The sequence below is a fragment of the Actinospineispora eucalypti genome, from assembly GCF_039543365.1.
Lineage (GTDB): Bacteria > Actinomycetota > Actinomycetes > Mycobacteriales > Pseudonocardiaceae > Pseudonocardia > Pseudonocardia eucalypti.
This window is the reverse complement of the sequence record NZ_BAABJP010000015.1, coordinates 529,688-553,296: the sequence shown is the minus strand read 5'-3', so window position 1 is coordinate 553,296 and position 23,609 is coordinate 529,688. Positions and strand designations below refer to the sequence as shown.

Annotated in this window: 25 protein-coding genes; 12 read left to right on the top strand and 13 right to left on the bottom strand. The window is 60.9% G+C overall.

Features of this window, described 5'->3' with window-relative positions; translation table 11 throughout:
* Window positions 1-351 precede the first annotated feature (351 nt).
* From ABEB12_RS18690 to ABEB12_RS18665, 6 genes are all read right to left on the bottom strand, one after another.
* On the bottom strand, window positions 352-522 hold the full coding sequence (locus ABEB12_RS18690) for a hypothetical protein (RefSeq protein WP_185059145.1): 171 nt from the start codon (window positions 520-522) through the stop codon (window positions 352-354).
* Window positions 519-1,217: a hypothetical protein gene (locus ABEB12_RS18685; protein WP_221497555.1), complete on the bottom strand. Its 699-nt coding sequence runs from the start codon at window positions 1,215-1,217 to the stop codon at window positions 519-521. The genes ABEB12_RS18690 and ABEB12_RS18685 overlap by 4 nt, the downstream gene beginning before the upstream one ends.
* Window positions 1,218-1,290: 73 nt before the next feature.
* A complete protein-coding gene (locus ABEB12_RS18680; protein WP_185059146.1) occupies window positions 1,291-1,530 on the bottom strand; it encodes a hypothetical protein in 240 nt (79 codons plus the stop codon).
* 6 nt (window positions 1,531-1,536) lie between these two features.
* On the bottom strand, window positions 1,537-1,869 hold the full coding sequence (locus ABEB12_RS18675; protein WP_185059147.1) for a hypothetical protein: 333 nt from the start codon (window positions 1,867-1,869) through the stop codon (window positions 1,537-1,539).
* Between the two features lie 103 nt (window positions 1,870-1,972).
* Window positions 1,973-2,110, bottom strand: a complete 138-nt coding sequence (locus ABEB12_RS18670; RefSeq protein WP_185059148.1) for a hypothetical protein — start codon at window positions 2,108-2,110, stop codon at window positions 1,973-1,975.
* 134 nt (window positions 2,111-2,244) lie between these two features.
* Window positions 2,245-2,604, bottom strand: coding sequence for a hypothetical protein (locus tag ABEB12_RS18665; RefSeq protein ID WP_185059149.1), 360 nt, complete (start codon window positions 2,602-2,604; stop codon window positions 2,245-2,247).
* A 244-nt stretch (window positions 2,605-2,848) separates the two neighbouring features.
* Between ABEB12_RS18665 and ABEB12_RS18660 the strand changes: the two genes are divergently transcribed.
* Complete coding sequence (locus ABEB12_RS18660; RefSeq protein ID WP_185059150.1) at window positions 2,849-3,469, top strand: helix-turn-helix domain-containing protein; 621 nt, start codon at window positions 2,849-2,851, stop codon at window positions 3,467-3,469.
* Between the two features lie 782 nt (window positions 3,470-4,251).
* Here ABEB12_RS18660 and ABEB12_RS18655 read toward each other — a convergent pair.
* Window positions 4,252-4,554, bottom strand: coding sequence for a hypothetical protein (locus ABEB12_RS18655; protein WP_185059151.1), 303 nt, complete (start codon window positions 4,552-4,554; stop codon window positions 4,252-4,254).
* Window positions 4,555-4,766: 212 nt separating this feature from the next.
* Here ABEB12_RS18655 and ABEB12_RS18650 point away from each other — a divergent pair, with 212 nt between their 5' ends.
* The 4 genes from ABEB12_RS18650 (at window position 4,767) to ABEB12_RS18635 (ending at window position 10,413) form a co-directional block, all read left to right on the top strand.
* Entirely contained in the window at window positions 4,767-6,086 is a 1,320-nt protein-coding gene (locus ABEB12_RS18650) for a helix-turn-helix domain-containing protein (RefSeq protein WP_185059152.1), read from the top strand.
* 237 nt (window positions 6,087-6,323) lie between these two features.
* Window positions 6,324-7,241 (top strand): hypothetical protein, encoded by a 918-nt coding sequence (locus tag ABEB12_RS18645; protein WP_185059153.1) that lies wholly within the window; start codon window positions 6,324-6,326, stop codon window positions 7,239-7,241.
* A 995-nt stretch (window positions 7,242-8,236) separates the two neighbouring features.
* Window positions 8,237-8,587, top strand: coding sequence for a hypothetical protein (locus ABEB12_RS18640; protein WP_185059154.1), 351 nt, complete (start codon window positions 8,237-8,239; stop codon window positions 8,585-8,587).
* A 1,490-nt stretch (window positions 8,588-10,077) separates the two neighbouring features.
* Window positions 10,078-10,413, top strand: a complete 336-nt coding sequence (locus ABEB12_RS18635) for a hypothetical protein (RefSeq protein WP_185059155.1) — start codon at window positions 10,078-10,080, stop codon at window positions 10,411-10,413.
* A 147-nt stretch (window positions 10,414-10,560) separates the two neighbouring features.
* On the opposite strand, the gene ABEB12_RS18630 is transcribed toward ABEB12_RS18635, so the two are convergent.
* From ABEB12_RS18630 to ABEB12_RS18615, 4 genes are all read right to left on the bottom strand, one after another.
* Window positions 10,561-11,802, bottom strand: coding sequence for a hypothetical protein (locus ABEB12_RS18630; RefSeq protein ID WP_185059156.1), 1,242 nt, complete (start codon window positions 11,800-11,802; stop codon window positions 10,561-10,563).
* 137 nt (window positions 11,803-11,939) lie between these two features.
* Window positions 11,940-12,788 carry a Scr1 family TA system antitoxin-like transcriptional regulator gene (locus tag ABEB12_RS18625; RefSeq protein WP_185059157.1) on the bottom strand — a complete coding sequence of 283 codons (849 nt, stop codon included), beginning with the start codon at window positions 12,786-12,788 and terminating at the stop codon, window positions 11,940-11,942.
* A complete protein-coding gene (locus ABEB12_RS18620) occupies window positions 12,789-13,319 on the bottom strand; it encodes a DUF6879 family protein (protein ID WP_221497556.1) in 531 nt (176 codons plus the stop codon).
* A 7-nt stretch (window positions 13,320-13,326) separates the two neighbouring features.
* The gene (locus ABEB12_RS18615; protein WP_185059158.1) at window positions 13,327-13,698 is read right to left on the bottom strand and encodes a hypothetical protein; all 372 of its coding nucleotides are present in this window, start codon (window positions 13,696-13,698) and stop codon (window positions 13,327-13,329) included.
* Window positions 13,699-13,913: 215 nt separating this feature from the next.
* On the opposite strand from ABEB12_RS18615, the gene ABEB12_RS18610 reads away from it, so the two are divergent.
* Both ABEB12_RS18610 and ABEB12_RS18605 read left to right on the top strand, forming a co-directional pair.
* The gene (locus ABEB12_RS18610; RefSeq protein ID WP_185059159.1) at window positions 13,914-14,081 is read left to right on the top strand and encodes a hypothetical protein; all 168 of its coding nucleotides are present in this window, start codon (window positions 13,914-13,916) and stop codon (window positions 14,079-14,081) included.
* A complete protein-coding gene (locus ABEB12_RS18605; RefSeq protein ID WP_185059160.1) occupies window positions 14,078-14,389 on the top strand; it encodes a hypothetical protein in 312 nt (103 codons plus the stop codon). Before ABEB12_RS18610 ends, ABEB12_RS18605 begins: the two co-directional genes overlap by 4 nt.
* Window positions 14,390-15,435: 1,046 nt before the next feature.
* Here the strand turns inward: ABEB12_RS18605 and ABEB12_RS18600 are convergent.
* The gene (locus ABEB12_RS18600; protein ID WP_185059161.1) at window positions 15,436-15,753 is read right to left on the bottom strand and encodes a hypothetical protein; all 318 of its coding nucleotides are present in this window, start codon (window positions 15,751-15,753) and stop codon (window positions 15,436-15,438) included.
* A 1,025-nt stretch (window positions 15,754-16,778) separates the two neighbouring features.
* Between ABEB12_RS18600 and ABEB12_RS18595 the strand changes: the two genes are divergently transcribed.
* The 4 genes from ABEB12_RS18595 (at window position 16,779) to ABEB12_RS42320 (ending at window position 20,008) form a co-directional block, all read left to right on the top strand.
* Window positions 16,779-18,062 (top strand): hypothetical protein, encoded by a 1,284-nt coding sequence (locus tag ABEB12_RS18595; protein WP_185059162.1) that lies wholly within the window; start codon window positions 16,779-16,781, stop codon window positions 18,060-18,062.
* A 45-nt stretch (window positions 18,063-18,107) separates the two neighbouring features.
* Window positions 18,108-18,605 carry a hypothetical protein gene (locus tag ABEB12_RS18590; protein ID WP_185059163.1) on the top strand — a complete coding sequence of 166 codons (498 nt, stop codon included), beginning with the start codon at window positions 18,108-18,110 and terminating at the stop codon, window positions 18,603-18,605.
* On the top strand, window positions 18,586-19,302 hold the full coding sequence (locus ABEB12_RS18585; protein WP_185059164.1) for a pentapeptide repeat-containing protein: 717 nt from the start codon (window positions 18,586-18,588) through the stop codon (window positions 19,300-19,302). The genes ABEB12_RS18590 and ABEB12_RS18585 overlap by 20 nt, the downstream gene beginning before the upstream one ends.
* Before the next feature lie 223 nt (window positions 19,303-19,525).
* Window positions 19,526-20,008: a polysaccharide biosynthesis C-terminal domain-containing protein gene (locus ABEB12_RS42320; protein WP_459115363.1), complete on the top strand. Its 483-nt coding sequence runs from the start codon at window positions 19,526-19,528 to the stop codon at window positions 20,006-20,008.
* Window positions 20,009-20,116: 108 nt separating this feature from the next.
* Here ABEB12_RS42320 and ABEB12_RS18575 read toward each other — a convergent pair whose 3' ends face one another.
* On the bottom strand, window positions 20,117-21,754 hold the full coding sequence (locus ABEB12_RS18575) for a carbamoyltransferase C-terminal domain-containing protein (protein ID WP_185059166.1): 1,638 nt from the start codon (window positions 21,752-21,754) through the stop codon (window positions 20,117-20,119).
* A 787-nt stretch (window positions 21,755-22,541) separates the two neighbouring features.
* Between ABEB12_RS18575 and ABEB12_RS18570 the strand changes: the two genes are divergently transcribed.
* On the top strand, window positions 22,542-23,507 hold the full coding sequence (locus tag ABEB12_RS18570) for a carbon-nitrogen hydrolase family protein (protein ID WP_345702921.1): 966 nt from the start codon (window positions 22,542-22,544) through the stop codon (window positions 23,505-23,507).
* The last annotated feature ends 102 nt before the right edge of the window (window positions 23,508-23,609 follow it).

Genomic DNA, 23,609 nt, shown 5'->3' with positions numbered 1-23,609 from the left:
TCCATTCCCTCTCTCGCTCACCAGTGGAACAGAGGTGGGAATCTGGCGTTACTAAGCGGCTACCGTCTTGACGAATCAAGACAGCAGGTGTTTAATAACAGCCAGTTCCCACGCACACCGGGGGAGCGGTTAATTAGACCGCGAGCTTCGGGTGATACCGTCAACGCACGAGCAGTAAAAGTCTTGCCAGATCGCACTGCTTGTGTTTTGGTATCCCCGAGCTCCGGTTTAAGACTATGCGTACTGTGCTTGCGATTTGCAAGCATTTTTTTATTTTTGACAACACCGAACGGTCGGCTTTGACATCTGTTTTAGTCGCCGTCCATGTCGCCATTTCGCAAATCGCGGCAGCTACATACGCCGCCAGCTGAACAGCCAATACAGGGCCGCCAGCGCGAACAACACGCCGGCCACGGTCGGCAGCAGTGGCCGTAGCAATTCCCAGACCAGCCGGGCGGCTGCGGCCACCATGACGACCAGCACGGCGTAGCCGGCGGCTCGGCCGAGCCAGGTCAGCTTCACGCCGCCCACTTGACACAGCGACCATCACAGCCGGCATCGAGGTGCAGCGTCCGGCGATCCGCGAAGCGCGGGTCAAGCAGCACCGCCTTCTGCGGCGCGAAGCCCACTTGTGGCCCCTCGAACAGCGCACAGGTCTGGCCGCGTGTCTCAGTCAGCAGCGCCCGCCGGGCCAGTGGCGAGTACAGCGCCGCGTGCTTCCACCAGGCGGCCTCTTCGCCGTCAGGATCGAAGCCCCGGCCGGTGGCGCCGTGGCCGAATCCGTCGTGCACCGCCCTAAAGGCATCATTGTCGTGCTCGGACAACCACGGATGCGGATTGCCGCAGCCGGCCGAGGCCCAGATGCGCAATCGCCGGTCGGCCAATTCGGCGAGCAGTTCCCGAACGTTGCGGTACGGGTCAAGCGGGCTGATGACCACTGTGAATCCGAGGCCACCCCGGGCTCGTGGTCGCGTCAGGAAATCCAACTGCCACCAGGTTTCCTCCCGGAAGCGGCGGTAAGCCGGCACGGCAGTGCGGTCCAGCACCGGCGCGGCTTCATAGGCGGCGGCAATCCGCCGGCTGGTGTGGCGACAGCTGACAATCCGCTGGTAATCCAACCGGCTATCGAAGGGCCGGCCGAAGCGGTGACAGTAGCGTTCGCTGCCGGCCTGGAGTTCAGCGTTCGGCAGTTGTCGGTTTGGGCTGGTTTTGGGCATAGCTCACCCCTGCGTGGAATGGCGATATTTTCACGAATTGGTCGGTCGAAATGGCGTGGCGGTCGGGTTACGACTAGCGGCCGTATCCGGCCTGCTGGTGCATCGCCTGGCCGGCCTGCCGGACGGTGGCCCGGACCTGGTGCGCGCCAGCCAGTGCCCGCCACTCGGCGTCGAGGGCCGAGCGCTGGCAGCGCAGCCGCTCACGTTCGGTGCGCAGTTGTTCCCGCGCCAGCAGCCAGCCGAGCAGCACCAGCGCTAGTCCGATCGTCTCCACCAGCAGCACACTGGCGAGCGTCACGACGGTCTCGGTCATGGCGGATCAGCTCCGTCCGGTCTCGGCCACGATCTGCGCCAGGGCCATGGCGGCGGTGTCGACGATCGCGCGGTAACGCGCTTCTCCGAGCGGACAGCGCCGGATGTAGTGCGCCTCGAGTTCGGTCAGGCCGCCGACCGCCTGCAGCGCCTCGGTGGAGACGTACTCCAGCGCGCGAACGCGGGCGCCTTCGACGAGGCTACGGCCGTGCTCGACGGCGACGCTGTCGCGGACGGCGCGCTCGATGCGGGCCGGGGCGCGGTAGTGCCCCGGAACCCGCCGGGCGATGAGGTCTTGGGTGCTCGCCGTTGCGGCGAAACGGGGTGCGAGGTTGAACATGCGCAGGTTCCTTCTTGATCGAATGAGTTTGGAAGTGCCAAGTGAGGCGCGCTGGGTCGGTGCGGGCACGGTGTGCACCACCGCGCCGACCCAGCACCGCCGACTAGCTCGCGCGGTCGTCGGGCAGGTCGCCTTCAACCACGGCGGGGCCGGTCTGCCGGAGTTCACGCTCGCGCAGCTTCTCGGCCTTGATCGCCAGGCGCTGAGCTTTGGCCTTTAGGTTGCGCTCCCGTTGGCCCATCTCACCTTGAGAGCAGTCAGCTGCTCAATGTGTCTGCGATAGATGCAGACGGCGCAGTAGGTGCCGGCCACGAAGGCCAAGGCATAGGGGACGAGGACACCACCAACCAGGCCGAATACGGCGCTCATGGCGGTCTAGGCCCTGGCGCTAGCGGCCAGCCGAACATCGTCGGCCGAACACCACGTGACGAAGCCGCCCTCACGCTTGGCGGTCACGCCGAACACCAGCCCCGGCAGCGTCACCGGGTCCCCGGTCGTGAAGGTGGTCGCCGGGTCGTCGCTCAGCGGCACCGTCACCATCAACAGCTCCGACTTGCCGCGCCAGGTGACGACCGCAACCTGTACCGACCACAGTGGCACGCCGTCCTTCGTGCACTTCTGCGGCTTGTCCTCGTCCCGGACGTTGCGGTCGCGCGTGAACTCCTTGCGCGGCTGGCTGCTCATGAACATGACGGACTGGAACGTGTCAGGAGAGACCCGCACCGTGTCAAACATCCTTGCCACCCTTCGGGAGCCGTCAGCTCCTGCGCGTGCTGGTGGCCTCAGGGGCCAACCAGCGGGTTTGTTGATGTTGATCGGGACTGGGCTACATGTCTCCTTGGCGTGCCGCCACCTCTACCCACCCGCTACTTGATCTATCCACCCGGTACTCTAGCCAAGTGCACCGCCACGCCCGACTAGAACCTACTACCGTTGTAGGTAGTGTTCTACCACGTCGCCCGGTTGGGAGTCAAAGACCATGGACAACTCCACGACACCTGACGACCAGCCGATCCCCGACGATGTGCGTCACGCTGTTATCACCAGCGAACAAGGCGGCCGGCTCCAACGCGGTCATGCCGACAACTTCGCCATAACTTATGAACTCATACGGGCAATTCAAAATCTGCCGACTGTGAGCGCTGAAGAAGTTGCGGAATACCTTGCTGTTTTTGGCGACATTGCTACAGCTCATATGCGCAAAGTCCGCCACGCTGGCCATTTGCTAACCGCTAAACAGCAGTACTCGGCAATTCTCAATACTTTAAACACGCTCGGTCAAATCACTAATCTAAGCTCTCATCTCCTTGCCATACAGGGAATCAAGGCTAAAAAAATTACTCGGCGACAGGCATCCCAAGAGCTCGGCGTGCACGAAAACACCATTTACCGTTGGGTCAACGATGAAAAAATTCGGGAAGCCAAGGAGCGCGAGCTCTACGAGTTTATACTCGATTATATTGCCGAAGCGCGCGGCATGAGTAAGAATGAACTCAAGCGACAAATTATCGCCTGGGGTAAGCAGGGTGGAGCATTCAAGCAGGGCTCCGGTGGTCCGGCTGCATCTATTAGCGAGTTGCTTGATCAGCTTAACGATTAGTGATATAACAAAGATGCATGCAAGAAATCTCCCCCGATGACGAATTAGTCGAAAGCTCTACTGAACAGTCAGAGCGACCGCCTAACGCAGCTCAGATAGATGATATCTATGAGCGTGGCCGCCTAGAGGCGCAGCGCTATGCCGTCCAGGCATTTATACGACGGTTTATACTCCCGATGGAGACTGAAGGAAAGACTGAGCAAGATCAATAAATTCAAGCTACGGAGCTCAACAACCCTTACCTGTCACCAAACCCTGAGCGACCAGGCTAGCTACGACCAGCTGGACGAACTCACCGAGCAAGTCAACGACGACCGAGGGCTAGCCCCGGCGCTACCTGATCGAGGAACAACTGCAACCCCTCCAAGAAAGCCCGGTTGGACGAGCTTTCTACTGATATAGAACCCTCATCCCCTCGACACCATATAGTGAATTCACTGCTGGGGCAGGCATCAAGACAAAGCCCACGGGGCACACGGCCGACCGTGGTGCCCGCCACCACTCGCAGAACCTCTAACCCTAACCAGCCCAATCCCGCGCCTCCCCCGGCAACGGCCACCCCAGCACCACCCGCGCATCCCAAGCCGCTTGCACATGCACACACGGCCACTCCCGCCCATCCGGGCAACGAGAACACACCCCACCGTCGTCCCGGTGCTCACGCTCAACGGTGACCAGCTCAGTCGGCAACCGTGCCAGCAGCCCGGACAGCCCGACGCCATCCAAATAGTGAATCAGCACGCCCGACCCAGACAGCGTGAACACGCTCAGCGCCTCGGAGCTCACTGCAAACCCCAGGCCGAAGCCGCGCCGTGCCCATTGGCCAGAATCCGCCGGCTATCCGAGATGTACGGCACTTCCTGCCGCTTGCCGTCCACGTACAGCGCTTCCGCCCGGTGCTGCCCCTCCGTCTCCATGACGTAGCGGGTCACGGCGGCCGCGAGTACGCCGGGGTCGGTGCTCATCTCTTTGGCATATTTCTCGGCCTTGGCGAGCCGACCGGTCACGAACTGCGTGGCGCAGATTTCCCGCGCCCGGACGGCATGCACGCCGTACACGACTTGTTGCTTCACGATCTCTGCCACGGCGGATGTCCCCTGATCTCCCGTATCGGTACGACTTGGAAGGCATCCGCTACCGGGGATGACGCACCCAAGCGCCATGCCGCCGGGGGTGAGCGGGCATGGCGAGCCGGTAGCGGACGCCGGAAGATCATCAAAAGGCGTGCGGGTGGGTGTGCGTCACGCTGTGCGTGCGGTTGCCACACCTCCCGCCACCAGCGGCTACGCTTGGAGGCATGGCACGGGAACCGGCCGCCATCGCCGGCATGCGCCGCGAACTCGGCCACCATCTGGCCGCCTTCCGCCGCGCCGCCGACCTGACGCAAGGCCAACTGGCCGACGCCACCGGCTTTGACCGCACCACCGTCAACCACATCGAGAAGGGCAGAAGCCGGGCAGATGAGCGCTTCTGGCAGACGGCCGACCAGGCCTGCCGGGCAGATGGGGCGCTGCTCACCGCCTATCGCGAACTTGAAGCCACCAAGGCCACCTACGACCAGCAGGAGCGTCAGCGCGAACTGGAAGTTGCCCGTGCCACGGCGGCGCAGCTCCAACAACCCAACGGACAAGCATCGTCATCGCTCTGGCTGGCGGTGCCGGACCTCGGCGACGGCGACGAGCTGGAAGCCTTGGAGCTCGCCCGCCGGGTCGGTGCGAGCGACGTTGGTGACGAGACCCTGACCCGGCTGGAAGCCATGGTGGACGAGCTGGCCGTGGCCTACCCGACCACACCGCCGGCCGTCTTGCTCGAGCGCATCCGGCAGCACCTCGGCTACGTCTCCCGGCTGCTCGATGCCCGCAAGACGCTGCACGAGCACCAGCGTCTGCTGGTCGTCGGGGCATGGTTGTCACTGCTCGGGGCGACGGCGCACATTGACCTGAAGCAGTACCCGGCGGCGGCCGCCCGGCTCAAGACGGCGGCCAGCCTGGCGCGCCATGCCGGCCACGACGAAATCCGGGCCTGGTGTTACGAAACCGAGGCTTGGCGGGTGCTGACGGAAGGCGGTTACCGCCGGGCGCTGGAATTGTCGCGGGCGGCGCAGGCGATCGCGCCGGCCGGCAGTTCGGCGGCGATCCAAGCGACGGCCCAGGAAGGCCGGGCCTGGGCGCGGCTCGGGCAGCCGAAAGAGACCTACGCCGCGATTGAGCGGGTCAACAAACTGGTGTCGCCACTGCCGAAGCCTGACCGGCCGGAGCACCACTACCGCTATGACCCGGACAAGTCGGTGGCGTATGTCGCTACCACCTTGGCGTGGTTGGGTGACCCGGCGGCGGAAGGCTTTAGCCGGGAGATTATTAGCCGGTTGGCCCCGCATGACGATGTCGCCAAGTGGCCACGGCGGGCGGCCAGCGCCAACATTGATTTGGCGCTGGCGCTGCTGGTGACTGACCGGCTGGACGAGGCTTGTGACGCGACGCTACGGGCAATTTCGTCGGGCCGGGTGGTGCCGTCCAACCATTGGCGGGCGGCGGAAGTCGTTGAGGCGGTCGAGGCGCGGCAGTTGCCGGAAGCGGCGGGCTTGCGCGAGGCGTATGAGGGGATGCGGCGGGGGTAGGTTTACCCACTTACCAAGATTTGTCCTCGTCCGAGATATACGGTTTGCCCCGTTGGCTGCCGGCTTGCGTCGATGAGCACAGTCGAAGTGCATCGCCCACGTTATTCCTGGCTTTTGCCATGCCATTGGAGTATGGTGATTCGTCCAGCAGCTCAGGCAGCATAGTTCAGGGTAATTTGGATGGGCCGTGTGCCGTGCTGCAACCTCTCATCTTTAGTCGCATTTTGAGGAGCCCTAATGGGCAGACAAGCACTGCGACTCGCGTCTGTGCTGTCCGTGGCTGCAGTAGCCGGTGTCGTGCAGATGTTGTTAAATTACGCGGCCAGTGGGCAGTGGAAGTGGGCCGAAGCGCTCTCCAGTGTCACGTCGACGTTCGCAACGGCGTTTATCCTTGTGATACTGCTTGAACGGATTGAGGCGAACCGGTGGGAGTCGAGTCGAATGGCCAATTTCTACGCTTTGGCCGAAGGTCTCGATCTAGCCATTTCTGGCTGGAGTCGTCCAAATGGCGTTGCGCCACCGGAACTTGGCACCAAAGCACTGTCGGCCGGTGCTCGAAAAATGGCCGAAGAGTTGCGAGCGGCCGCCCAGGCAGTGCGTACGTCGATGGATACGCGAGTCCCTTCTGAGCACGAGTACGCGCTGTTCACCGTAGCGGCACGGAGCGTTCAACAATATGATTTCGAGGGTGGCAGAAGTCGTCGCCTACGCGCTTTGGAGCGACTCGACTTAAATGCATTCCAGCGGGCCGTAAGCCGAGATTCGAGCCCGTCGACCGAGGCTCTTATCGCTCAGTTTTCCAGACAGGTTTCAATCGCACTCTCATCGGCCTATCACACTGATGCTGTAATTCGCGAACGGATAGCTCGACATGCTCCTGATTCGTTTCCGGGAATAGTCGCAACTCGTCCGTGGATCTTATATGCGGAGCCGCTCGTTGTGCTTAGCGGACTGTTCTATGAAGATTTTCCAAACTGGCGGCCTGAGAAGGTGGCTGATGTAGGGTACTTCAGACGAGCCTTCAATGCAGCTTACAACGAGATGTTGCAGCTTATCCGGACGATGGAGTTGATCGATGTTATCGTTCGCGATGGCGAAATAGGCCGTAGAATCGATCAGTCCGTGGCGCTGGCATATCGGAGCGCTGTCGGTTGAGCTGTCCGTCCGTATAGAGTCGGCCTGCATGCCAGTAATGAAGCGCAACAGAGGGCCTCATCGGAGGTGCGCTGACCTATGTGCGGCGGCTAGCTAGCCATCTCCGTCGCGCTGGGGCACGCCGGTAGGCACGAAGGCCACGACGGCGGCCAGGAAGCCGGCGACGTCGAGCAGCTCGTTCTCCAGCTGTCGGATGCCGCCACCCCGGTAGATGATAGGCCGACGCCGATGGCGACGTAGAGCATGATCGCCAGCACGACTATGGCCAGCCGCAGGCTGTAGTAGGTTTGCCGGACGCGTTCTTCCCGATCAGGTGTGAGATCGGCGATTATCACGATCCTCCGCTGGTGCCGGTGTTCCTCGTGGTTCGCGGTTTGCGCTCTATGGTCGTCGGCCGGTGGTCAGAGTGCGTTACGTCACACTTTGGTCAAGGTGCTTGCCGCCGGCGCAGCGCTCAGCGGCGCCGTGTTCCTCGAGCACAAGACTGTCCATCAAGCTCAGGCGTGTACCCGTCTCACTCGGGTCACAGCTGGATACCAAACGCCCCGCGTTAGGCCATTTGGCCCTAGACCATCTCGCTCGCTGGGTGTCTACTGCTGCGCCGTCAGAGACGAGCTGACAGGAGAGGGCGCGTGTTTGTAGCAACTGGGTTGTGTCGGTCTTCCTAATTCGGTGATCTTATCGAGCGGCGCTGCTGGCTCGTAGCAGGAATGTGTTGTCTGAGCTAGAGGCTCAGCGACTCGAATGTTCCGGCCGTCGGCTCACGCCGAGTGGTTCGTCCGCATTTAGTGTTCTTGTCCGTCTCTTGCTCGCAAGAGGCGTTAGCCCGTCGAAACAGGCGGGCCGGGGAAGTTTGATACCGCATCACATAGAAGGGCGATCAAATGACCACCAGCCCCTCTCCTCCGCCCGGGGGAGAAGTAACCGATAGCGGCTCACCAGTCCGTGAGACAACAACGGCTGTGAATCGCTTTGGCAGAGTCACGAATCTGGCCGTGCACTACAACATGAAAAAGAGTCTGTTCGCTGGCGTCCGTCGGGAAGACCTGATTATGCGGCACGTCGTTGCCGCCCGATTGGAAACGTCCCGGCATGCCGTCGTTGGCAGCCTGCTGCTGATCACCAGTGTGATCTGGCTCCTCGGCGGCCTGGCAGCGGGAAGTGGTGCCGCTATCCTCGCGATACTGCCGCTCGCGCTCAGCGTCCTGCTGGTTTGGGGCTCGCCGCGCGTGGCGGTGACGGCGGCCGATGGTGTCGTACGGCCGTCGGTGAGCTGGCCGTGGACGCGGGCCGAAGCAGAGGAGTTTGTATCGGCCGTCAGCCAGGAGCTGTTGGCACGGGGCTAGCAACGGGTCGTCCGTGTGGCTCGCATACATGACGGTAGTTCGACCTGCTGGCTCGCCGGAGGCAAACACGAGCGGGCTGGCGGGCCGAACTGTTCAAGATTGCGGCTGAACCGGGAACATGCTTTGCTAGCTGATGGATAGACGTGGTTATTGCCGCGGAGATACTTGAGCTACATCAAAGGGCTCTGTGCTAGTCCATGGTGCTGATTCTAGTGTTCGTTCTCTGAGGTGATGGCTCGTACTCGCCTAGTGAGATTGTGTGAAAGCTTTAAGAGCTAAGCTCGCTCAAAATCTCGGTCGATTGCCTGCCCAGTGCTTCGGAGAATTCCATGAAACTGAGTACGGTCCTAGCGGCAACCCTAACTGCTATGGCGCTGGGTTTGGCGGAAGCGCAAGCCGCTTCCGCTGGAATGATTTCGAACATTGATGTTCGTATCCAGGCGACAGCCCATGGTGTTGATACCGCAAGTGTTGGTTCAAATGGCTCCCGCTCCACAGAAACAGCGGAGCCGACGCCGACGGCAGCGCCACCGCCTGTCAAACTGACCGCCAAGCCAACCGCACCTCCGACGCGTCCAAAACCTATAGGACCACCGAGTTTGACTGCAGGAAAGGTACCGAGCAGCCCGTCGCAAACCGCGAGCGCGCCGCTGTCAGGTACTGTGGGACCGACACCTTCACCCCCATCTGTGCCGCCCATGTCGGCATCGCTGGCGCCACAAGCGCCCGACCAGGTGAAGGCGGCTGAGGTATGTGGCGGTGATAGTTGTAGCCCGATACCTCCAGGGAATGATGGCTTGCCAGCAAAATGCGTCTGGATCGGAGCCGGGACGGCGTACGCAACCATCGGGGATGTCCCACCGCCACGGCCCGATTACGTGTGCTATCAGAGCTCTGACAAGGTTCCGGCCTACTCCGACTTTCGGCGTTGTCCTGCCGATCTCTCCGCTGTACAGTGCGGCTCGAGCGGGTGGTCTCCGCGCACATATTTCTGCCCGCCGGACTGCTTGCAGCCTGCCCCCGGCCTAGGCACACCGGTAACGTCAAGTCCCAGTCCGCTGCCAGGGCCTAGTCCAAACCTCCCGCCGGGTACTGGATCGGTGCCGCAGCAGCCCGTGCTGCCCCCGTCAATTGTGGGTCCGGTGCAGCCGGTGAAATGTACGCTACCGCCCCAGTTGCAATTCATGTGTGTGCGACCCTCTCCGCCGAGCAAGCCAAGTCCGCCTCTCCCGCCAGATGTGTTCATCGGCTGTATAATTGGGTTGCCAGAGGTCGGAGCCGGTCCGTTGGGCTGGATCACCTTTAGCGTTGGATGCTTACATGGTATAGTAACGAAATAGTCCTACGACTCTCTGTAAGTTCTTCGTGCGCCCGGGTGGCTGTAAGCTGAAGCAGCAGAACTGTGCAATCGATGCAGTTTGCGTTTCGGGAATAATTTGTGAAGAGCGCGGTGTGCGGTACAATGTAGCAGGACGTATTAAATATTCCATATGTTGAACTTCACTTCTTCGCTCACACTCCTTGCTATCGTTTTGGTGACCTTCCTTATCGAACGCACCCTGCCGCCAGAGTCTCGAGGTCTTTGGGGTTCGCTGACGACTGTCGGAAGGCTTCTCCACTTCGCCCTGACATTGGTGGCCGCACTTCTGCTACTATTCATGCCTGAGCATAACATCCCTTATTATTACTGGGTTGGTTTTGCGGCTGTCATTGTCGGACTGATGCTTATTTACTGGAAGCAACGTGTCATCGCCCCGGACCAGCTAAAGCCGAAAGTCGGGAAACGTCCATCTCCGCGTGATCGTCGCCATACAGATTGGGAATGATGACGCTTGCAGATGGCGGCGGCTCCCCAAATGGCGTGGGGCTTGAGCTGCTTCGTTAACTTCTCGGGTTCGGCATGTCGGCGTTGCCTCTGGCTCTAGCCGGATGCGCGCCGATCACGCGTAAAAATTGCAGGTCAAGGAGCCTCGCTACATGCGGTACATCTGGCCGTCTCGAATGTAGTCGGGCTCCTGCCAGTTCTGGGCTCCGGGGTGGCTGTGCCAGAAGCGACGAAGGCTGTCCAAGCTCGACGTGACATCTTCCAGCAAAGCAACTTGCTTGTGGATGTAGGTCTTGTCACTGAGGTTGGCCCGAATAGCGTGTGCCGGCCCTTGGCGGGCTTGCCTGATCGACCGTAACGGCTTCATGACTGCCATCATGGCGTCAGTCGGGACTTTGCGTTGCTTGAGCAGTTCGGCCAGCCGGTTCAGGCTTCCCAGCGGTTGCCCGTCGACGTTCTCGCGGGGTGCGCCGAGCGCGTTCAGCGCCTTACTGTTCAGATTTTCTGACAGCAGTTTGTCGAGCTGGTGTATGAACTGATCCCACTCGCGTTGGGAGGCTCGCAAGATCCAGCCGAAGTCGTCGGGGCGGTCGGTCGACCTGAACAGTGGTTCGCCGCATATGCTTGCGTTTAGCTCATTGAGCGCTTCCAATTCGAAGAAGAAGCGTTCGAACGGGCCTAGCCCGTCGGGCCAATGGCCCATCTGCTGCGCCCACCACATGGGGTGAGGGCTGAGGCCGGTCTCGGCTACTTCGTACGTCTTCCAGCGCTGTTGGTGGATGTCCGACAGTTTTGCCAAGTCGCCATAGAACGCGCAGACGCGCCGGATGATCGGAGATTCCGGGTCGTCACGGCTGTAGTCGCTGAGGTCGTACGCAAAGCCGATATGGCTCATGACGATCTTGTCGTGTTCCGGCTCATCGGCATCGAGGTAATGCTCGTCGGCAATGACCACCTCGGCTCCGAAATCGGAAAACTTGAACTGGAACCGCGGATCGTTGCGGTATTGCTCAAGAACCTCGAAGCTGAAGTAGGCGAGTTCAAGCGTGCCGCGACCTTTGGCCATGGCAGCACGGTAGGGCTCGTTGGGGTAGGTCTTGCGGGTGCGGTGTCTGGAGAGCGCGAGCGGCGTTGGGTAGAGACAGACGTCGAGAGAATCCTCGTCGATTTGTCGCACCGACTCGATCTGTTGGGCTACTGATCGGCGTGATGGCCACGGGCGAATGTGCGGGTTCGGGTAGTCTTCTTCAGAGACGACCTGAACAAGCCCTTGCGCGACGAGGGCTACGACCTCCTCTTTGGCTACTGTGGAGACGTCTCGAAAATGGAGACCGTTGAAGTCCTGTGACGTGCGGTATTGATCTAGTACGCGTTTGAGGGCAGCCTCCATGTACGTATTGTCTCATGAGTATCGAGCACACTCTGTTGATCGCTGGCCGCTTCCCACCTATGCTGCCGGAGTGCTGCTCGATGCGGTGGCCATCTAGTACCGATCGTCCGCGAGTGCCGGATGATTGCTGCAAATCCTCATTCACGATCTTCTTGCAGCTCGGCCAGCGCCCGCTGGATAAGCTGCCGCGCCGCCGCACCATGCACGGCGGACTCTTGGAGCAGGGCAAAGGCCTTGGCGTGCACCGCGACCTCGCGTGGCCGGGTGATGTCGAGCCCCGCCGAGATGCTCTCGACCTCGACCCGCGTGTCGTCGAAGATCCAGAAACTGCCCTGCGCCAGGCAGTGCCGTACGCCGCCGGCCGGGATGATGCCGACGCTGACCCGCGACAGCGACATGACGGCCAGCAGCCGGTCGAGCTGGCCAACCATGACGTCGGGGCCGCCAACTTGGGTGCGGAGGGTTTGCTCTTCCAGCACGAACGAGAATCGGCGGTGGCCGGTGTAGAGGATGTGCTGACGCTCCAGGCGGGCGGCCACCGATTCGTCGACGTCGTTCGGTAACTCCAGGAATTCGTTCCAGAAGCGGAAGATGGCGGCGGCGTACTCGGCGGTGTGGAACAGCCCGGGCAGCACGGTGTTCTCGTAGACCCGGAACTGGCGCGTCCGCTCGTACAGCGGTATGGCTTGGGTCTGGCTGCGCTTCATGCCGGCCCGCATGTGGCGCTGCCACTCGATGTACATGCTTTCGACGGCGCGGGCGGTGGCTATGAGGTCCAGCACCTGGTCGGCAGCGCCACATGCCTGGCACCAAGCCCGGATGTCCGGCTCGCTCGGCATCGTCGTGCCGTGCTCGATCTTGCTGACCTTGGTGAAGTGCCAGCCGCAGGCGGCCGCCAGGGCACGCCCCGTGAGGTCGGCGTCCTTGCGGATCTCACGGAGCGTGGCCCCGAGGGCCTCGCGTGCCTGGCGGACTGGCGTGGTCAATTACGTTGGTTGGAAGGCGTCGTGCGGGATGGCGGCTTTCCACGCGGCGTCGAACGCGCTGGAGCACATCCGCACGATGTCCGGGTCGGTCGTCAGCTCGTGGCCGAGGACGTGGCCGTCACCGGAGAAGTGGGTGAAGGCCACCGTGCCGCGGTCGAACAGCCAGTAGTCATTGCCCGGCAGCAGCAGCGTCGAGGCCAGCCGGCGCGGCAGCCAGCGCACCTCCTCGCCGGCGCGCACCAGCTCGGCGGCATCGAGCCACTCGAAGCGGATGTAGTCGGTGACCGGCTCGGACACGATCCGCAGCCGCTTGAGCACTTTGCCTTGCTGCCGGTTGCGGGCCATGAAGTCGCGCCACGGCTGCCACCAGGCGGCCTCCGACGCCGGGTCGAGCGGCTCACCGCGCAGCCAGGTTTGGAACCGGCTGCGCTCGATATCGGTGGCGTAGATGTCGCGCATCTCGAGGTGGATGGCCTCGTGCTGGAAGGTGTCGAAGAACGCGTCGCGTTCGGCTTCGCTAATTGGCTGCAAGGCGCGATCATCCCACCAGCGCGGCTACGGTCGAGCGGGCCAGGTGGATACAGGTCTCGTGGTCGGGAATGTCCATCTGCTTGAGCGTCGCCGGGTCGGTCACCCGTGGGCCTTGGATGATGAAGTTGCCGCGTTCGGTGACGTGCACAATCGGCGGCACGGGGTGCTTGGTGCTGGGGTCCATGCCGTCCAGCGCCAGGTAGTCGAGCAGTCCCGGCGGCACCTCGACGAGCGTTTCGTTGGCAGGCACAGTGAGCCGCGTCAAGACGGCTGTGTCGGTCACGATCCAGCCCTGAATCACGTACGAACCCTCGTCACTGGCGTAGAGCGTCGGCGAGTTGGTCGGCGTGCTCTCTTTGCCAAGAAACCTGAGCTGCATGGCGTCTCCCGCGTCTGGATTGGCCCCGAATGTTGCCCGGACCGGCCCCATCCTGCAAGTGATCAAGCAACTCGTCAACGCGCCGGTCAGACGTCCACCCGTCCGCCGGATCGGTACGGCACGGCACGACCCGCCGCTACCCCATCGGGGTGGATGCGAGCAACTTGGGGCAACATCGTTCCGGCCCGACCGGTCGCCGTCTTAGCGTCGGATCCATGGGGACGAAGATCGTCAACGGCGCCGCCGTGCGCCATGCCACCCAACGCGCGCGCCGGCAGCGCCAAGCGCCGTACGGCGAGCTGGCCTGGCACGATCTCGTGGCCTACTACCTGGCGCGCTGGCGAACCTACCGCCACCAACGCCGCGCCAGGGCCGCGCGGTGACGGCCTGCTCCTGCGGCGCGCTGCTGGAAGCGCCGCTCGACGCCCGGTGCTGGTGGCCGGACCAGGAAGACGACCCTGGTGCAGCGGTCTGCACTGACCTGGTGCGTCCCGGTGACCACCCGCTGTTTCGGCGCTGGGTGCGGCTTGATGACAGCTCAATGTGGGAACAGCGCGGCAGCATGGTGAACTACTACACCGATATCACACCGCCGTTCCCGTGGGAGAAGATCGGCGAGTGCGCCTGGGGCACGCAGCACCCGGTTGTCTATGTGCGCAAGCCACCCGGCCAGCCGTGGGTTATCGGCTAACGCGTCTTGCCCTCGCGGAGCCGAACCCGAGCTATGAGCTGCACGATTCCGACGACTGTCAGCAGACCCGCCGCGCCGAGCATGAGTAGCTGGCTAGTCGGAATGTCGCCGCTTGTCCCGAGTGTGTCAGCCGAAATGCCTTCGTGAACCAGCAGCCAGCAGATGCCAATAAGGGAGATCAAGCCGCAGGCGGTGAGCAGTAGGACCCTTCCTAGCGTTAACGGGCTTGACGGAATCACATGAGCGGCGCATATTGGCCCGTAGTATGAAGCTAATGCCGTCAAAGATGGAACGTCATCGCGCTATCAGAGTTTTCTGGATCGCTATTGGTGGGCTTGCGGTCGTGCTTCTTGGCGTAGTGGCCCTGCAAGCCTACCGAGCCCGCTCCGGACCCACTGTCCAACACCTGTATCCGACTGATATTGACCACGAAGTCGATCCCCCGATTGGACAGAAGCTCGTAGTGTCGGGCGATCCAGTGTGCTGGACGATCGGACCTAGTTGGTCCGGTGGTGAGGATAAAGTGCTGCGACAGACGTCAGCTGACACTTTCGTGGTCGTGCGCCCCGGCTCAACCGGGCTTATCTACGGCAATGCTGCCTGTAGGGCAACGAACGGCCAGCAGACAGGCGTGATCTCCGTCGAAGTCGTCGAACGAAGCACATCCCGTGAAGTGCACGGCGGACCAGCGCTGCCGCCGGGCGGGCTCGTCACGCATCCGTAAAGCAAAGCGTGCCGAATGTGCCAGTTCGCGCTTCGCCAGCCAACCGTCCATGGCGCGCCGCTGGTGGGTGTCGCGCTGGTGATTGCGCGCCGTTCAAGATGAGGATGACGGCGCCATTCGAGATGACGATATCGGCCGGGCGAATCGGTCCGCTGTTCGGTCCATTGATCTTCACGGTGACGCGTTGGTGTGCACGGTGACGCGATGATGGCCACGGTGGCGGCCGATCCGGCAGCGTGAGCATCCTCGGCCCAGAGTTGGGCGGCGTGGTGTACCGAGACGGGTGACCCTGGGCAGGGCCGAGCCGGTGACGACGGTGGGCTCAGGGCGAGCACCCGGGCGCGAGCAGTCGGCTCTGGGTGAGCATGTTGATCATCGGCCACAGCTGGGGGGCGGACATCTCTGGGGCGAACCGCGCGATCGTGGCTGCCGCGGCGGCGGCCAGCGCCTGCAGGGCGTCGCTGAGCGAGGTGGCTCGGGGTGGCGGCAGCAGGTCGGGGTCGAGGGCGACCACGGTCTGCACGCCCAGCCTGTAGAGTGCCTCGGGGTTGTCGCGGGCGCGGCGTAGCCAAGAGCGCACCGTGGCGGCCGGGATCCCGAGCCGGCGGCCGACCGCACGCGAACGCTTGCGCGAACTCAAGGGCCCGTCGTGCCGTCCGCCCGGTGTGCACGGCGCAACCCCGGCGATAGGTAACAGCCGCAGGCAAGTAAACATCGTGTCGCAACTGAGCCTGAACAGTGGCCGAAACGCAGACTGCCCACCGTATCGTCCTCCGTCGTAAAGTGCTATCCGACTCTGGGAGACAGTGATGAGCATAAGCGATTCGGAGCTGAATTCGATATTGAAGTCCGTCGGAATCGACTCGGATATGGTACGTAAAGAAATGCAACAGCAGGAGGATCGGATAATCCGGACGCAAATTCTCGAAGAGCTTCGCAAGTCGAACGCGAAGAAAGACTCCGAGTAGCGTCGCCGTCCTCGCTGCGGGTGTGTCGCCCTTGCGCACCGTTCCCTCGAGACACGCGAAGCCCCCGGGCAAGATCTGGGGCAGCCGCCGACAGGACGCTGCTGGGCGAGGTCGGCCGCGCTGCGCCGGGCAGGCGAGCTGTGAGCGTGTCCACCTGCGGCATGCCTTGCCGACGGCGTTGCCTGGACAGACGCCGGCTCGGATGGTGGCTGTGGCAGCTCGGCGCCACCATTGCCGCCGGCCGGCCCCGCTCCACGGGTAGCAAACCCGCCCAGCTCGTTGGTCTACACCATCCAGAAAGCGGTGAACCCGGCGATGCCGACGGTCTCCAGCCAGAACATGACGTCAAGCACGAGACTGCCCAACATCCTCATATGTGCACCCGTCTCACTCGGGTTACAGCTGGATACCAACGTTGCGCGTTAGGCCATTTGGCCCTAGACCATCTCGCTCGCTGGGTGTCTACTGCTGCGCCGTCAGAGAAGAAGACGACCGGAAAGGGCTTGTGTCTATCGAATTTGTAACTGAGCTGTATATATTTTCTTATTCGGTGACTTTTTGACGGGTGTTGGAGGCAACGACACCAGCTCGCTCGCGCCTCTCGCTGATCCCGCTCGACCTACCCGACGCGTTCGCTGTCACGCGCCATCAACGATCCAATTTAGCGAATAATTGAGAAGCGCGGAGATGATAAATCGTGACCACGGCCGACTCTGGCTTCAGCACATTCTGCCACATTAGTGAGTATGCGACAGATCAGCCGGGAGAGAAGAACTTTGATGGCTATGAGAACTTGCACCGCATGGTAGCAGTGAGCCTGCCGCTTAACCTGTGGTCGCCTTCGAGCTATTTTGTCAAAAGGCCGACATGTCGCGTGCGCCCCCGGGATTTTGTCAGTCTGATCGAAAGAGGCTGTATTAGAGTGCTGGGGCGCGAAGCCTGGATCAAAAATGAGTCTTCGCGCAAGACCCTCGCAGTCAGATGGCCGGGGGCAGAGTGGGATGATTACATCGATGGCGCCATTATGGCGATTCATCGCTCTGAAGAGTTGGCCAGCGTGCCGGATTTTGAGCGGAAGGTCGTCCTTGCGCCACCAGAGCGAGGTTATCAGGCGGCCCGAGAACTCCTTGCTGATCACCCCGAGTGGGTCGGTATGTTGCACCAGGCTTTCGAGAATCCGTCCGCTCGACGAATTCCCATTGGGACCAGAGAAACTGTGCTGAGAGATTTGCGGGAGATGAAGCACGGGGCACTGTCCATAGAGGAGGCCGTGGCGCGAACCATTCTTCGTGATGCACAGAACCATGCGGACGCCATGGCGATGTCGGGTGCACTCGCACCGTTTCTCCTATCTGCCGACGACACCGAGTTCTTGAGTTTCTTGAGCCGGCTCCGTGCACCGTTCTACTATCAGGCTGATGCGAACGATGAGCACGGTCCCGAGCGCCAAGCGCGGCTTGGTGAGCTGACGCGTGAACTTATTTACCTGCTGGTTCAGATGGAAGAGCTGCGAGACCGACGATCGCTCCGCGAGGAGACCAGCGTCATAGCTTGGGTTCAGACTGAAGGTCACAGGCTTGTGACGGCTTGGCTCGCTGAGATGTGTCAAGCCATCGGTCAAGCGCATAATAGTCCGGTTGACGCAGCTATCGTCGAAATACTGCGAGCCGAGGTAGCGACGACGGAGCGGCAAAGACGTTCGTCGATCATGAAAGTCTGGAAGAGGCCACAACGTCAGATGGTCGACGTAATGGAGGACCTTTTTCTGCAGGTCCTCGGCGTCGATACACCGTTGGGGCTTTCAGAGGTTGGAGTAGATGATCTGCCCAGGGGAGGTGGACTGCCGGAAAGGCTCGGGTGGATTCGGCCTGAGTACACCGGACGCCAATGGCCGTACCTGTACGTCTTCGGGCGTCGGGCAACGAGGCGACGCAGAGCAATGCTGCTCCGGACAATAGCGCGGGGTCGGCAACGACAGTGATAGCAGCAGTTCTGCTGAGCGACTGCGACCAATACTGGAGTTGGCGTGGCAGGTACTCTAACCGATCGACTCTTCTCCGAACTCGATCGTCAACTTACGGAAGCGCGTAGCCAGGCGGATGGCGTCGCAGCTCGCGCCGGGCTCCTGACTAGCGCGTCGGCGGTCTCCGCCGGCATTCTTGGGTCGCAGCTGGCAGCCCTCAAGACCAGTGGTGTCGCTCTGGCGGCTCTGATGATGGTTATCGCTGTAGCGGCACTTGGGATTGCGGCAATCCTTCCCTGGATGTCTATGGGGCCGACGGTGGATGGGTTGATGACCATCGCAAACCCTCCCGCCGGTCACGTCTCGATGCCACCGTCCGAGGCAGAAGATCGCGTGAGGCAGGTGTATTTTGCCAAGATCGTGGCGCTACGAAGCAACCTGAACCGGCTGCGCTTCATGCAATGGTTCCTGATTTTCCAAGCAGGCTCTGTGATTGCGGCAGTCGTACTTGGTATCCTGGCTTCCTGGGTGGTGGTTCCAGATGGCGGTATTCACAGATGACTTTGAGCCGACGTTGCGCCACGTGACCGATGCGGATCTACTTCGTGCAGCGGTGACGATCGACGCGCCAGCTCCGTTTGGGTTCCTCGGCGTATCCAGACGGTCGACGCGCAAGGCTGCTCGCCAACTGATCTCGTCGCTGCGTGACCGGGAACGATCTCGAAAGCCAGCGGCGGCGGATCAGCAACCTACAAAGCCGGATTCCGACTTTCGAGCTGCAAGCCCGGCTGATCTCGCGACAGGCAAACTTCACAGGGCCGATCTCGCCGGATTGACTTTGGACGGCGCGAGGTTGGGTGGCGCCGACCTGTCACTGGCGAACCTGGAAGGGACGTCGCTACAGCGCGCGGACTTGGGTCAGGCCAATCTGACGGAAGCTCGTCTGCAACAAGCGAACCTGTCCGATGCTCGGTTGGTCGGCGCGAAACTTGTGCTTGCGAAGATGCGCGGAGCGGTGCTTCGGGGAGCGGATCTCCGTGGTGCAAGTCTGTACGGCGCTGATCTTATTGCTGCCGACTTCACAGGCGCCAACGTCGAAAACGCTGTTTTCATGGGGGCAGAGTGGGAGCCGACATCGACTCGCTTTTCAGCCGACCTGTACGAGCAGCTATGGACGGCGTCCGTAGAGATTGCGCCCGGCGTCTATAAGGTCGGCGGAGCGCCGCAGCGTGAGCTCGTATCTTCGGAACGAGCCTAGTGCGCTCGGGCTACCTCTCCGGCGTAGCGCGTTGGACGATCAGACAGAAGACCTTACTGACGTACATGTGCGCGTATACCGGTCGGAGAACTGGGGCGGTGGGTTCCGCGCGTGATCGGACCGACGATGACGGGTCGGTTTCCGAGCTGGCGAAGATCGGCGATATGGCCTATTCGAAATTGTTCGGTGAGAGAACAAGCCGGCGAGCGATCGAAGCGGTACGATGGAGCGCCGTTGCCCAAAGGTAGCGGTAGGCGATCGACCTGCGGGGGCGATGTTGAGCAACGAAAAGATGGAAGTAGTTCCACTCGACGAGTCCGCCGACCATCGAGGTTTTAGCTTCTCGCTGCTCAGCGAGCACCTCGGTCGCATCGGTGGCGTGCATGACTTGCACATTGCGGAGATACGTCCCGGTGAGATTAGGGGCAACCACTACCATGCAAAGCGTGGCGAAATTATAGCTATTGTCTACCATGATGAGTGGTCGCTGCATTGGGACGAAGGCGATGGTACCGAAAGTCGGAGCCAGGTATTTCAGGGCGCCGGTGCTGTGGCGGTCGTGCCTCCGAAGAATTGGTCGCATGCCGTTCGAAACGATGGCTCGCAAAGCATGTTGATCGTGGCGGCCAGCGATAAGCCATACAGTCGGCATGCCGTGAATGAAATCGAGCGGGACGCTATCCGGCGGGTTGTGACGTCACCGTAAGCAGCGGTGGAAGTTGTCGACTCTCGAGACAAGCCATTACCTGTCAAGCTTCGGCATGCTTTTGTCACCATCATTGAGTAGGTCGTGTTGTTGATCTCGAATCGGCTACTAAGCCGCCTTCGTGATGATGCAAGACTCCAACACCAGGGCGTCAAGCCCCAAGGTTTCGAAACTGTTGAGTGCGTCAGACGGCGTTTCAACCAGGGGCTCATTTTTCCCGTTGAAGGATGTATTGAGGACCGCTCTCGTTCCGTAGTGAGTTGCTACGCGCTCCAGAAGTATCCTGAGGAAAGGATCACCGTCGCTGGCGACCGTTTGGAGACGTGCGGAACCGTCAACGTGTACAGCGCTTGGTAGCCGGTCACGTGTGCCTGCTTTGGCGGTATGAGTAAATGTCATGAAGCGTGAGTGATGACCCGACACATCGAAAAGCTTCACCGCTTCCCGCAGGTCAATCATCGGAGCGATCGGGCGAAATTCTTCTCTGCCTTTAATTGCGTTCAGTCGTGCCCGCATGCTGGCAAGACACGGGTTAGCAAGGATACTTCGGTGGCCGAGTGCCCGAGGGCCAAGTTCGGAACGACCACGAAAAAGGCCGATGACGTTTCCATCTGCGATGAGCTTCGCTGCCTCCGTGGCTGTTGCGTTCGTGTCCAGCTCGCGGACAAGAAATTTCGTCTCGTGCTGGTCAAGAAACATGCTGACCGCTGAACGTATTTCTGGCTCAGAGTATTCGGGACCGACATAGGCGTCTGCGAGGCCGGAGACCGGTAACTGTCGCCGGTGTAGCTCAAGATACAGTTTTCCGAGTGCTTGACCGTCGTCAGCGCAGCACGGCACAACATATACGTCCTCAAATATGCCGGCGGCGACCAGCTTTCCGTTAGCGACACAGTTTAGGGCGCCGCCGCCGGCGAGGCATAGTCTGCTGTGGTGTGTTGCCTGCTGGACACGACGGGCAAGCCCGAGGAGGACGGATTCAAACAGCCGTTGTCCCGCAAAGGCTATGTTCGCGTCGTCGCGAGTCGGCCATTGCTCATGCGATGATTCACGGAGTGCGTTGATGCGCTCCCAAAGCTGCGCTTGCTGGTCAGTCGGGCTTGGCCAACCGAACAGACGTGGTCCAAGCGTGTGAGCCAAAATGGCAGTCGTAAATAACGGGTCAATGTCGTAAAGCCCGTCCTGGCCAACGGCTCCGTAATTAGCAAACTCACGGCTGAAGGAGGACGGATTACCGTACGCTGCGAGCGCCATTGTCTTGCCCTCGCAGTACAGGTCCCGCATCCCAGCCAGTGCGCCAACGGCGGTATAGAAATGGCCAGCTGATCGGCCGGCAAATGGCGATTCATATTCAGGATGTACGTCTTCGACCATCCGCAAGCCGTGAGCTTTAGAGAACGTCCAGAGTGTCGTGCATGAGAGATGGTCCCCGGCGGGACCCTGTCCGTCGATGACCAGTACGGCTGCGTCGTCAAATCCTGACGCAAAGGCCGCGCTTGCGGCGTGGTACAAATGGTGTGAATGATCTTGTAAGCCAGCGGAAGAGTCGACAAAGAGATCATCTTGAGAGCCGAATGGTAGGTGAGGAAACCTCTCCTTGAGGTATTCGTACGCAAGTGAGGAGTCCCAGCTGTGCTTAAATCGATCACCGACACGTTCAGAGGCCAGAGCTACCAACCCGGTATCTTCGGTCCATAATGCGACGCCCCCGTCGTGCCAAGAAGTATTGTGGCTAGTGAGAATCAAACTAAACCCCTTCCGCCAACTTGACTGCTAAAGCTGGGAACAGGTGCCCGCCGCGCATGACGGCCGCGTGGCAAAGATACAGGAGATAGGTCCAAGGAAGTCTAGACTCATCGGTGAAAAAACGGTTTCTATATCTGATCTGTTAAAGATCTTTTGCTTCTGTCGCGGTGATGTTGCATCGCGCGGGTGCGCAGATGGAGAACGAGGGCGACCGAGTTCTGGGTGCGGGCGCGATCGGGAGGCGGAGCGGGTAGCCTCACGGCCGGTCAGGATCTCGGAAGCTTGGTGACCTTCGGAGCTCTTGGCAGCGGACTGTGACGGGTGGCAATTCGGGTTTAGGCGTGAGATGCACGGTAGGTTTGAGCAGCGACGATACTGCCGCGCGTCATGGCGAGCGCGACTTACAAGCTCGTAGTACTCTCGCGCACGGGGGCCATGGTTCTGCGCCCAAGATGGCTGGTCGACCGGCAGCCTCATTCGTTGACAGAGCTACTAGTCGGCAACTCGAGAATAACGGCGGGTCGTCTAGGTCGTTAGGCGCGATGCCTGGACACCTGCTCAGCAAGCGGAGGGAGGGACGCGACCCTGTGACTACCTGTGATCGCCTACTCGGCGTAGCCTGGAGAACCCGTATGACGAGCAAGCACGGGCAGCGCGGGCAACGATCATGCCGCCGTGTCTCTCCTATTCCTGTGTTGCTCTTGGACAATTCTCCCCTATGTGAGAAAATTCGTAGTGGGAGTGAGTGGCAGAGTACGCCCGTCGGGTGCAACAATGCGAGTCCAGCATGAGTAACGAGCAGCTATATTTCGACGGTGTAGAGGTATCCCAGGGCGCTTATCACGATGGCGTTGCCCGAGAAGTGCCGCCTGTTCGCAGTCGAGTGCAGCGGCCGTTGTCCGACGCTCAGCACGAGTGGCCGTTGTTCGAACTGGACGATAGTAGCATCGTGTCACAATCAACTGATCCACGCATGGAATCGTGGCCTCGTGATTTGGGTCGGGTGGCGGCTCGGTCCGTGAGTCGAATCGGCGTTTTGCAGTATGCACCTCAAAGTCGTACGATGCGTGAAAACGTTGAGCTGATCTGCAATCTTGCGGAGTCCCTTAAAAGCGCTATCGTTGTTCTTCCGGAATATTTCCTCGGTGAGTATCGCACGGACCCAATGCCGCTTGCCTTCGATGTTGTGCAAGAAGAGCTCTCACCGCTTTGTAAGCTGAGTTTAGACAACGAGCTAGTCTTTGTAGGAAGTCTGCCACTGGGTGACACGGAGGCAGCATCCAACGAGGTAGTCGTGCTCGACAATGGACATCTCCAGCGCACTGCTCTCGCCAAGCAAATGCTCTTCGGTGATGAGTCTCGGCACCTTCTATCAGGCGAAACTAACGAACTTCTGAAACTTAACGGCGTAGCCGCAACGGTAAGGATATGTCTCGATATAGCGAATCCGATTGCCTCACGTGAGGCGGTTAGCTCCGGTGCGAGGCTGATCCTTTCACCGTCGACCGTTTCAGTCGACTTCTTACCGGCTATCCATCGTGCACGCGCGCTTGAAAACCAAGTGGTTTCAGTTTTTTGCAATAGATGCGGAATGTCGAGCGACGGCACTAGGTATTTGGGGCGAAGTGCGCTGTACTTCCCTGATGGTTCGGGCTTTGCATTGGACTCAGTTGCTGAACAGTTACTAGCCGTCGATATTGACTTTGATCACGTGCAGGGGTTTGAGAAGGTGTTTAGCATATCATTGCAGTAGGCAACGATGACATCCCGTTGGCAAGAAGCGCACGGGGACGTACACCTCAGAACGGAATGCGCGCCAAGCTCGCAGACCACAGGGCCGCATCGTTGCGCTCTG

Excerpts from the sequence above, each read along its gene's own strand:
- ABEB12_RS18685 (WP_221497555.1), bottom strand. The coding sequence starts at position 1,217 with ATGCCCAAAACCAGCCCAAACCGACAACTGCCGAACGCTGAACTCCAG.
- ABEB12_RS18680 (WP_185059146.1), bottom strand. The coding sequence starts at position 1,530 with ATGACCGAGACCGTCGTGACGCTCGCCAGTGTGCTGCTGGTGGAGACG.
- ABEB12_RS18675 (WP_185059147.1), bottom strand. The coding sequence starts at position 1,869 with ATGTTCAACCTCGCACCCCGTTTCGCCGCAACGGCGAGCACCCAAGAC.
- ABEB12_RS18670 (WP_185059148.1), bottom strand. The coding sequence starts at position 2,110 with ATGGGCCAACGGGAGCGCAACCTAAAGGCCAAAGCTCAGCGCCTGGCG.
- ABEB12_RS18665 (WP_185059149.1), bottom strand. The coding sequence starts at position 2,604 with ATGTTTGACACGGTGCGGGTCTCTCCTGACACGTTCCAGTCCGTCATG.
- ABEB12_RS18660 (WP_185059150.1), top strand. The coding sequence starts at position 2,849 with ATGGACAACTCCACGACACCTGACGACCAGCCGATCCCCGACGATGTG.
- ABEB12_RS18650 (WP_185059152.1), top strand. The coding sequence starts at position 4,767 with ATGGCACGGGAACCGGCCGCCATCGCCGGCATGCGCCGCGAACTCGGC.
- ABEB12_RS18645 (WP_185059153.1), top strand. The coding sequence starts at position 6,324 with ATGGGCAGACAAGCACTGCGACTCGCGTCTGTGCTGTCCGTGGCTGCA.
- ABEB12_RS18635 (WP_185059155.1), top strand. The coding sequence starts at position 10,078 with ATGTTGAACTTCACTTCTTCGCTCACACTCCTTGCTATCGTTTTGGTG.
- ABEB12_RS18630 (WP_185059156.1), bottom strand. The coding sequence starts at position 11,802 with ATGGAGGCTGCCCTCAAACGCGTACTAGATCAATACCGCACGTCACAG.
- ABEB12_RS18615 (WP_185059158.1), bottom strand. The coding sequence starts at position 13,698 with ATGCAGCTCAGGTTTCTTGGCAAAGAGAGCACGCCGACCAACTCGCCG.
- ABEB12_RS18610 (WP_185059159.1), top strand. The coding sequence starts at position 13,914 with ATGGGGACGAAGATCGTCAACGGCGCCGCCGTGCGCCATGCCACCCAA.
- ABEB12_RS18585 (WP_185059164.1), top strand. The coding sequence starts at position 18,586 with ATGGCGGTATTCACAGATGACTTTGAGCCGACGTTGCGCCACGTGACC.
- ABEB12_RS42320 (WP_459115363.1), top strand. The coding sequence starts at position 19,526 with ATGGAGCGCCGTTGCCCAAAGGTAGCGGTAGGCGATCGACCTGCGGGG.
- ABEB12_RS18570 (WP_345702921.1), top strand. The coding sequence starts at position 22,542 with ATGAGTAACGAGCAGCTATATTTCGACGGTGTAGAGGTATCCCAGGGC.